The sequence below is a fragment of the Calothrix sp. CBUCES-K 9914 genome, assembly GCF_059640475.1.
On record NZ_JBXXZH010000351.1, the window covers coordinates 1 to 7,553 of the forward strand.

Sequence of the window (7,553 nt, forward strand, 5' to 3'; positions counted from 1 at the left end):
AACTTATGCTATTTACCATCAGAAATGTGGAGTGTATTTTTCAGTTAGACTTCAAATACCAGGTATAGCAGAAAGTTGTGAAATTGCACCCAATTTGTGTGAAAAGTTTGTGCTGAGAATAGACGCGAGCATTTAAGTTATTTTTTACACCTCTAAATTTGGTTTATTACTTAAGAAATCTATGCCTTTTTGGGTTATTCTCACATAGTCTCTTAAGTCACCCGTTGGCGCCATTCCAGAAATTGTTTTACCGGGTAAGTTTTCGATAAAGCCAAACGCGCGCAGGTGACGTAACTCCTGTTCAAACGCGCGCTGTTTTGTGTAAGGGAAGGGCAGATTAGTTGATAATTGTTCGAGGTGATTGAACTCGTATTCGCTCAATAGACTGTTTACAATAAGGTCTTTCTCATTTTTATTTTGAGCGATTTGTTGCTCTAGGCTTGTAATACGCTGTATTATACTTGTAATAGCTTCGATGTTGGATTGATTAGCTTGGATGTTGAGTTGTTGACTGTCTTGTGTTTCTTTAATTTGGTTCAAATCAAGTGTGATACCGTCTTTTGTAATCACAAGTTTGACTAATTTTTCTAATAATTCTGAGTTAAACAATAAGACAATAAATAATAGGACTAAATCATTAGTTTCAAATTTTGTCTTTGTCCATCCAAATGGAATCGAGACAAAGTATACTAAGCTGAGAATAAAGATTGCTTTTGATACTATAAAGTTGATTAGATTTTGGCTGTTAGACATATTCTGTAACCGTTGTTAGTATATTGTGGGGAATATATTATTAGAGACGCTTTGGTATCCGTCTCTACATTGCTGATACAACTCTAGTGTTAAATATTCCGGAAACAATATCTGTTGATAGTGTATTTGTTTACCTTATTAGGCACAGAGGACACAGAGAATAGAGTTCTTTAAGTTTAAAATTGGCGCTTGTATGGTGGGTATTGCCGACCTTACCTGATATCTTGCACCTACACCCGCGCGTGGGTGAGACTATACGAACAAAGCCCCGAAGTTTGGCGGGACGGAAGCCGACACCGCCAACTTCTCTCTGCCTACGCAGGCTAAAAAGGCTGATTTTTCGTGTTGTTGATAAAAATATGTGTTTATTAAAAATATAAACTACTAAATATTAATACGTTGGTGCAAGATGTGAGTTACGTAATCTTTCAATAATGTATTATTATTTCCTTTTACACAAGTTATAACTTTATCTAGAAATCTATATTCTCAATTAGTTCTTCCAACACTACTTGTTTTATATCTTCGTTTAGGTAATTAAATACTTTTTTTAAAAGCTCTGGGGAAGCATTATTTGCAAACCAATCATCACTTGGATTTTGTTGAATGTTCAAAAAGTATTTTAAACGTTCTTCTATTGATTCCTTATCTGATTTATCTAGTTGCCCTATCCTCTCTAGCCAATCTCCCTTTGAGTCTTTAAAACAGTTTGCGTCAACAGTACAAATCTGATGAACTAAGGCAAAAGAGTTTTTTGATAGTCCGTTTCTGCTTGTTGAGTTGATAGGATAAGCAGTTGGTAGACCTTTATCTTTTTCTCGCGAAATTGAAGTAAGAGGAATAGCAGTAAAAGTTTCTATATAACTAAAAGTATCTTGAAACTCGTCGCACGTCCAAATAACATAAGGATGTTCCCCCCGGAACACCCTGCTAGAGTTTATTACTTGTTTACAAGAAGAAGTTTTACATTCAATCTCACCCGGTTCATTTAAATCATAAATATGAGTGTGACCAAGTTTACAACGAAGAGATAGTTTATACGGATTAATAAAATATATCCACCCTTGCCGAGGTCTTTTTCCAGCCACTTATTTATCCTAATTTAACTCGTTGATTAATTTTTCTCTTTCTGAGTACAGGTTTAGTTTAACTTTCTCTTCTGGTTTATAGGTATCTTTAACTTCAAGCATTGGCGCCGTATTATATACGTACTCCAACAACTGGTTAAGTTTATCTTGACCAGAACCTGCCCATTCTCTTCTAATATTGTCCAACATTAGCTTTAAACTTAGAGGTAAGTGTAAGTCATTAATATCACTTGCTTCTGTACCTAGCTCAATGAGTGTAAAATTCCCTTGGGGTTCTGAATTAATAATAATTTCCTTTCCATTCATTCGATGGAGAGCAACGTCAATATCCTCATGCCAGGGGCCGTAGTGATAGTAACACCAATCAAGTTGTGTAAGCTGCTTTCCAGTCCATTTTACTGAATACAGGTCTGCCAAATACAAAAACTTGATCAACTGCGTTTTTGTAATGTGCCCTTTTGTTGCGTAAACGAAGTATTCTATAAGTGTATCTAACATCGCTATCTTTTAAGGTGTTAGGTTTTCAGGACATAAGTTATTGCCCACATATAGCTATTATAAACGATATATAGTTGAAATGTACTAAAACAAGAGAACGAAATCAATACACTCACTGTAAAATTTAACGAAACTTCATAGTGGTACAGTAATAAGCTATGGCAAAGCTTATTAAGTAGAACGACGAGAAAAAACCAAACTATGTAACAAAATGTAAATTTAGATAAAAAGCTTAATTTAGCTTGATTTCAAGCTGCTTTACAAAACTAAACATACCTATGTTTTTTCGTACCGACCTACTTACATTACACCAAGGGACTTCCAAAAATTTAACTCTTTTTCGCGGAATTCCCCACCTTCCGAACATCAAAGCATGGCTGCTCGGATTAGCGAGCGTCCAGGCTACCAGCGTGCGATGAAGCGGCTGGGCATGACCGAGACCCAGCACTCTCATGAAGGCGCAACTCGAAGCGCGTTTTGATGTTCGTCCTGAACTGCCTTAAATAATAACAAGTCGGCACCTTTAATATAAGGCAATTGGAAGTAATTTTTCATGGTAGATATTTAAAGCGTGTTCTTTTCAACCAGCTTATTTTTTGTTCAGGCGCATTTATATGTTCTAGACCATCTTTGGCGATACATCTGATAGTATTTATGTATTATAAATTATCATGTGTATTGTATTACACATTTTCAATCTTGTTTATTCTAAACTTTGTTAAAAAGTTAATTGTGCTATTGAACTATGCGTCAAATCAAATTAGGTATTATTGCTACAGCAATTGCGACTACCGCCTTAGTAGGACAAGGCGCCTCGTATGCTGCCTCAAGATACGAAGTCCAGTCTGATACAGTAAGTATATATTTTTACCCTTTTACATTACAAATATTTAAATCGGCTGGACTAAATTTGGCAGGTTCAGAAAACACAGTTACACTATCACCAGATTTTGAAGCAGGTTTCAATATTTTGCCTCCCTCAGATAATCTTTCGTCACGCGCTAGTAACCTTACTTTTGATTACGATTCCAATACTCGACAATTTACCTTTTTTTCCTTCTATATTTTCAGGAGTACTTGACAATAAGTTATACATTAATTCTAACCAATTAACTTTTAGCAAAGGAATAAGTGATTTACTGATGTCTGGAGGCGCCATCAATACATCTTGTTATTACGGAGGCCAAGTACTAATTGCTGCTAATGTTGTTCAAGTTCCAGAGCCTAGCCTTATTTTAGGAATCATTGGCGTATCACTATCGTGCATTGCATCTCGTAGAAGTAAGAAAAATAATGTTGTAGCTGGTGCCTGAAATAGCTCGGATATATAAACGATAGCTATAGATGAAGCTTGATTTATTGGTATATCCTTAGTCATTCGTTACAGGTTTTTAATATTGAACAACCAAAAACCCAGCCTTTGAAAAGACCGGGTTTATTTGCGGTATGTCCGCGCGGTTAATATAAGAAGCTCAGTATAATCATTTGTATAATACCTACTACAACGACAGAGTTAACGATTTCGGAAAATTTCAAACTATTTTTTTAAATAGGTTTATGCTAGAACCAACGCTTCGGACTTAACTGCATGAACCACTAGTTACTATTTACTCTTAGATTTATTGAAAATAACTGCAGGTGAAGAGCGATTATTATTGCAGGTTGCTACAATTAATTGAATGGAAACTGACAACACTGTTCGGCATATCCGTGCGGGAGCAAGGAGAGAAGACTCTGATGGTGAAGATTCTGTTCGTACACGGCGCACTCGTCCGGGACGGCGCATGGTGGTGGCAGTGGGTCGCCTCAAGAATCCATGAGCGAATCGGCACGGTGAGTTGGGCGGTCGAGCTGCCGTCCTGCGGCGAGGGCGCCATACCCGGCACCGCCTCACTGCTCGAAGACGCTCAGGCACTGCGTGCCGCACTCGATGACGTGGACTCGGCCGTCGTCGTCGGGCACTCATACGGCGGCACGGTCATCGCGGAGGGCGCCGACCACCCTGCCACTCGCCACTTGGTGTACATCACCTCGTACCTGCCGGACGTGGGGCAGTCGCAGGCCGACATCATGAGCGGCGGCGAGCAGAACCCGGTCTCTGTTGCGGTGGGCAACGACGGCACAGTCCGCATCGCCGGTTACACCACCTCTGAGTTCGGCGACCGCTTTTGGCAGGACTTGACAGACGATAAGACCCGAGCCGAGGCGTTAGACCGTCTCACCGCGCAATCGGTAGGCGCCTTCGGGACACCTACGACCCAAGCGGCGTGGCGGAGCAGGCCTTCGACGTACCTCGTCTGCACGGAAGACCGCAGCACATCCCTTGCCCTGCAACGCTTCCACGCCAGTCGGGCTACCCGCTCAATCGACCTTGCCGCTGGTCACCACCCGTTTCTGTCCCATCCCGACTTCGTGGCCGAAGAGATCATCCGAGTGCTACGCACCGACTGACGGCACGACGACTTCTATTATTTGCTACTGCCTTTATCACTACTAATAAGTTTCGATGCGTTGCGGATTGCTTCTTTATTGTATATTTGCCATAACTTCTCTAACATCTCAAAGTTCTCACAAGCTTCTAAATTTATTCTAAATATGGTATGTGAATAAATTCATACTCTCTAATATTTATTCCAAATGTATAGGACAGTTAGCATAGTAGCGAATCTCTTGGTAAACAATTCGTGGCAAATAAGCTTACATCCACATGAAAATAGTCTGCAAGCGCTTCTGCTTCTGCTTTGCTGTTCAATATTTTTTCTTGATAAGTTATAAAAAACAAGAATAAATTAGTATGCTTTGATAAATATTTGAGACAGGGTAGGAACTTCTACTCCCATGTCGCAACCAAACGGAACGGGTCGGGAATTTCTCCCTGTGAGACAGGAAATTCTAATATAGTTTCGCGATGTCCCAGATACCCTGACTCGGTGAACGACATTAACATTCGTCCGAGTGCGAACCAAACTTCTTGCTCATATTCCCAGTCCCCATAGCGTGAAGCTTTACCCGCTATAGATTTTAGTGCCCAGAAATAACTGTTACGGACTACCGAACCACCTTTTTTGTATTCGGGTAAATCTTCGTGATGCAAAAATAATAAATCCTCTTCGATACGAGCGCGCATAAAATTAGATTAATAGGCTTTAGTTATTCTAGCTTTTAAGATTATGAGCGACAAAAATCGTTACTCCTGGGATTTAAGCAGGTTTATTCAGACTCTTAGCTATTTTGAAGTTTTCCCTTTACTCAACTGGGTACAGAATTTGTTTCAAGGTCGCCAAGATAACCAAAGTCAGCCAATATATGGAGCTAAACAGGTGGGTGTAATATTAGTAGCAGGCGCCACGGGTGGTGTTGGTAAGCGAGTTGTGCGACGATTGAATCAACTTGGTTATCGTATGCGGTGTTTAGTGCGTGATATTGAAAAAGCACGGTTGATTCTCGGTAACGAAGTTGAGATGGTTGTAGGAGATATTACTAACCCTGATACTTTGACACCGTTAGTAATGGCAAATATTCAAGGTGTTATTTGCTGTACTGCTGTACGTGTGCAACCAAAAGAAGGAGATACTGCTGACCGTGCCAAGTATAATCAAGGCATCAAATTTTACATGCCTGAAATAGTTGGCGATACTCCTGAAAATGTAGAATACCAAGGTGTGAAAAATTTAGTTGAGGCAGCAGCAAAATACTTACCAAAGGCAGATGTAAAAACTATATTTGATTTTACTCAGCCCTCCGAGAATTTAAAAAATGTTTGGGGTGCCTTAGATGATGTGGTCATGGGTGGAGTTAGTCAAAGTAATATAATATTTACAGGCGAAACAGCTTTATTTACAGGTAATGTATCTACAGACAACTCCGGTGGTTTCGCTTCTGTACGTACTAAGAACTTTGACCCTGCTATAAATTTATGGGGTTACGAAGGTGTGGAACTGCGAGTCAAAGGAGACGGTAAACGATATAAACTATTTTTGCGTAGTGACTCAGCTTGGGATGGTGTTGGTTATGCCTACTCTTTTGATACAGTAGATGGTGCCTGGATAGATATTCGTGTACCCTTTGCTGAATTAACCCCTGTATTTCGTGCCAAAGTAGTAAGAGACCGTCCTCCTGTTAACATTGCTCAAATTCGTTCGTTTCAATTAATGCTAAGTAAATTTGAATACGACGGTGATTTGAATCCTTATTTTTCACCAGGTAGTTTTTCTTTACAAGTCGAAACAATAAAAGCTTATGGTGGAATTCCTTTACCAGGGTTTGTATTAGTTAGTTCCGCAGGAGTCACACGTCCGGGAAGACAAGGTATAAATTTAGAAGAAGAACCACCAGCAGTAAGATTAAATGACCAATTAGGAGGTATTCTTACTTGGAAATTAAAAGGCGAAGATAGTGTCAGAGATAGCGGTGTTAATTATACAATTATCCGTCCTTGTGCATTGACAGAAGAAGTAGGTGGGAAACAATTAGTATTTGAACAAGGTGATAATATTAGAGGAAAAATTAGCCGTGACGATGTTGCCGAGGTTTGTGTACAAGCACTTCAATGTAATGAAGCTTGTAATGTAACATTCGAGGTCAAAGCAACCGAGGATAAAGCTGATTTTATAGATTGGCGTAAGTTATTTGCTTCAGTACAAAAGGGCTAACTGGCAACGGATGTAACGGATGAGTTCTTAGTTGTGGAACTAGATATGGACAAGGATTAATTAAATAAAATCAACCATCCGTTACATCCGTTCATAATCCGTTGCCATCATCTCTGTTCGTAAATCCAATTGAGAACATTTACTTATTTTACTTTACACCATGTCTCAAATGGATAAGGAATTACTTGAACTTCAGCTTCTTGGCATTAAACCAGTACATTTTGCTGATTTAGTACGCACAGCACAATTAATTTATAATCCGGCTAGCTGCATGTCTGGTATTGATATAGAGGTTGACTGGGAAGGACTCGGTGTGCCAAATGATGTACTAGAAAATTTGCGAGTACTTGGTTATGAATACCGATATGCCTTACCACATGTGGCGCCGGAAATTGTTTGGAGTAAGCTAAGTCCTGAAGCGCGCGTTTGGTTTGTTGATAATAAAGACGAGTTGTGGAAGTTTGAGGAGTATTTTCCTGCACTTGATGAGGATTGAACCCGAATGCCACTAAGAAAACCCTAATAGAGGCTGACACGGGGACGCGGAGACGGGGAGACGCGG

Annotated in this window: 9 protein-coding genes; 4 read left to right on the forward strand and 5 right to left on the reverse strand. The window is 39.8% G+C overall.

The features are described from left to right. Nucleotides 1-144: 144 nt before the first annotated feature. The 3 genes from AC2JBO_RS40895 to AC2JBO_RS40905 form a co-directional block, all read right to left on the reverse strand. Nucleotides 145-753 (reverse strand): hypothetical protein, encoded by a 609-nt coding sequence (locus AC2JBO_RS40895; protein ID WP_496959352.1) that lies wholly within the window; start codon nt 751-753, stop codon nt 145-147. A gap of 473 nt (nt 754-1,226) precedes the next feature. Next, entirely contained in the window at nt 1,227-1,841 is a 615-nt protein-coding gene (locus AC2JBO_RS40900; protein WP_496959353.1) for a type II toxin-antitoxin system PemK/MazF family toxin, read from the reverse strand. Nucleotides 1,842-1,850: 9 nt separating this feature from the next. Then, entirely contained in the window at nt 1,851-2,339 is a 489-nt protein-coding gene (locus AC2JBO_RS40905) for a type II toxin-antitoxin system antitoxin SocA domain-containing protein (protein ID WP_496959354.1), read from the reverse strand. Between the two features lie 745 nt (nt 2,340-3,084). Between AC2JBO_RS40905 and AC2JBO_RS40910 the strand changes: the two genes are divergently transcribed. Further along, on the forward strand, nt 3,085-3,420 hold the full coding sequence (locus AC2JBO_RS40910) for a hypothetical protein (protein WP_496959355.1): 336 nt from the start codon (nt 3,085-3,087) through the stop codon (nt 3,418-3,420). Nucleotides 3,421-3,549: 129 nt separating this feature from the next. Here the strand turns inward: AC2JBO_RS40910 and AC2JBO_RS40915 are convergent, their stop codons facing one another. After that, nucleotides 3,550-3,717, reverse strand: coding sequence for a hypothetical protein (locus AC2JBO_RS40915; RefSeq protein ID WP_496959356.1), 168 nt, complete (start codon nt 3,715-3,717; stop codon nt 3,550-3,552). 260 nt (nt 3,718-3,977) lie between these two features. Between AC2JBO_RS40915 and AC2JBO_RS40920 the strand changes: the two genes are divergently transcribed. Further along, on the forward strand, nt 3,978-4,790 hold the full coding sequence (locus AC2JBO_RS40920; RefSeq protein ID WP_496959357.1) for an alpha/beta hydrolase: 813 nt from the start codon (nt 3,978-3,980) through the stop codon (nt 4,788-4,790). A gap of 379 nt (nt 4,791-5,169) precedes the next feature. On the opposite strand, the gene AC2JBO_RS40925 is transcribed toward AC2JBO_RS40920, so the two are convergent. Further along, a complete protein-coding gene (locus AC2JBO_RS40925; RefSeq protein WP_073617634.1) occupies nt 5,170-5,466 on the reverse strand; it encodes a hypothetical protein in 297 nt (98 codons plus the stop codon). A 43-nt stretch (nt 5,467-5,509) separates the two neighbouring features. Here AC2JBO_RS40925 and AC2JBO_RS40930 point away from each other — a divergent pair, with 43 nt between their 5' ends. Together AC2JBO_RS40930 and AC2JBO_RS40935 are read left to right on the forward strand one after the other, a co-directional pair. After that, nucleotides 5,510-6,991, forward strand: a complete 1,482-nt coding sequence (locus tag AC2JBO_RS40930; RefSeq protein ID WP_496959358.1) for a CIA30 family protein — start codon at nt 5,510-5,512, stop codon at nt 6,989-6,991. 160 nt (nt 6,992-7,151) lie between these two features. Further along, a complete protein-coding gene (locus AC2JBO_RS40935) occupies nt 7,152-7,487 on the forward strand; it encodes an excinuclease ATPase subunit (protein ID WP_496959359.1) in 336 nt (111 codons plus the stop codon). The last annotated feature ends 66 nt before the right edge of the window (nt 7,488-7,553 follow it).

Bases quoted from the DNA above. Each gene is read 5' to 3' on its own strand.
- AC2JBO_RS40895 (WP_496959352.1), bottom strand. From the start codon at position 753: ATGTCTAACAGCCAAAATCTAATCAACTTTATAGTATCAAAAGCAATC.
- AC2JBO_RS40905 (WP_496959354.1), bottom strand. From the start codon at position 2,339: ATGTTAGATACACTTATAGAATACTTCGTTTACGCAACAAAAGGGCAC.
- AC2JBO_RS40910 (WP_496959355.1), top strand. From the start codon at position 3,085: ATGCGTCAAATCAAATTAGGTATTATTGCTACAGCAATTGCGACTACC.
- AC2JBO_RS40915 (WP_496959356.1), bottom strand. From the start codon at position 3,717: ATGACTAAGGATATACCAATAAATCAAGCTTCATCTATAGCTATCGTT.
- AC2JBO_RS40925 (WP_073617634.1), bottom strand. From the start codon at position 5,466: ATGCGCGCTCGTATCGAAGAGGATTTATTATTTTTGCATCACGAAGAT.
- AC2JBO_RS40930 (WP_496959358.1), top strand. From the start codon at position 5,510: ATGAGCGACAAAAATCGTTACTCCTGGGATTTAAGCAGGTTTATTCAG.
- AC2JBO_RS40935 (WP_496959359.1), top strand. From the start codon at position 7,152: ATGTCTCAAATGGATAAGGAATTACTTGAACTTCAGCTTCTTGGCATT.